The organism is Methylobacterium sp. E-041, from assembly GCF_022829665.1.
GTDB lineage: Bacteria > Pseudomonadota > Alphaproteobacteria > Rhizobiales > Beijerinckiaceae > Methylobacterium.
This window is the reverse complement of the sequence record NZ_JAKSYQ010000059.1, coordinates 1-774: the sequence shown is the minus strand read 5'-3', so window position 1 is coordinate 774 and position 774 is coordinate 1. Positions and strand designations below refer to the sequence as shown.

At 68.5% G+C, this 774-nt stretch carries 1 protein-coding gene; it reads right to left on the bottom strand.

Annotated elements, in window-relative coordinates; genetic code table 11:
* Positions 1–774 (bottom strand): IS5 family transposase (locus tag MKK70_RS04260; protein WP_243945969.1); only part of this gene is annotated, 774 nt, incomplete at both ends.

Below are 774 nucleotides of genomic sequence, written 5' to 3'. Positions count from 1 at the left end.
CGGCTGAGCCTTCGGACAAGGATCATGACGGCGGCGTAGAGGAAGGCCTGGGCCGAGGCGAGGGTCGCCTCCGGGTCTTTCCAAAGGCGGCGGTTGCGGCTGATCCAGCCGAAGAAGCGTTCGACCACCCATCGGCGCGGGTGCACGGCAAAGCCGACCTGATCCTTGGGTTTGCGCACGATGTGGACGGTGATGATCGTGGCGGTCGCGGGCCTGTCGCCCGCATAGCCTGCATCAGCGAAGGCTTTGGCGATGAACGGGAAGGTCCACCGCGACAGGCGCAGCACCGGTCCGGCCCCATCGCGATCCTGCACGTCGGCGGACTGCGGGTCGAGGACGAGGGCACGCCCGTCCGTGTCGACCAGGGCCTGCCGCTTGCGGCCCTTGATCTTCTTTCCGGCATCGTAGCCGCGTGGTCCGCCGCTCTCGGTGGTCTTCACGCTCTGGCTGTCGAGCACTGCAGCGGTGGGCGAGGCGCTTCGACCGACCCGCTCGCGATCCGCCATGACGAGGTGATGGTTGATCCGACCGAACAGGCCCTCGTAGCGCCAGCGCGCGAAGTAGCCGAACGTCGTCCTGCGCGGAGGCAGGTCCTTCGGGACCATCCGCCACGCGATGCCGCCCCGCAGCACGTAGAAGATCGCGTTCCAGATCGCGCGCATCGTCCAGATGGCGTGCTGACCGCACGAGGCCGGCGCGGGCATCAGCGGCGGGCTGACGGCGACGTACGAACGGGTCGGGTCGGGTTCGTACCGCAGCCGTGTCAGGCTGTGG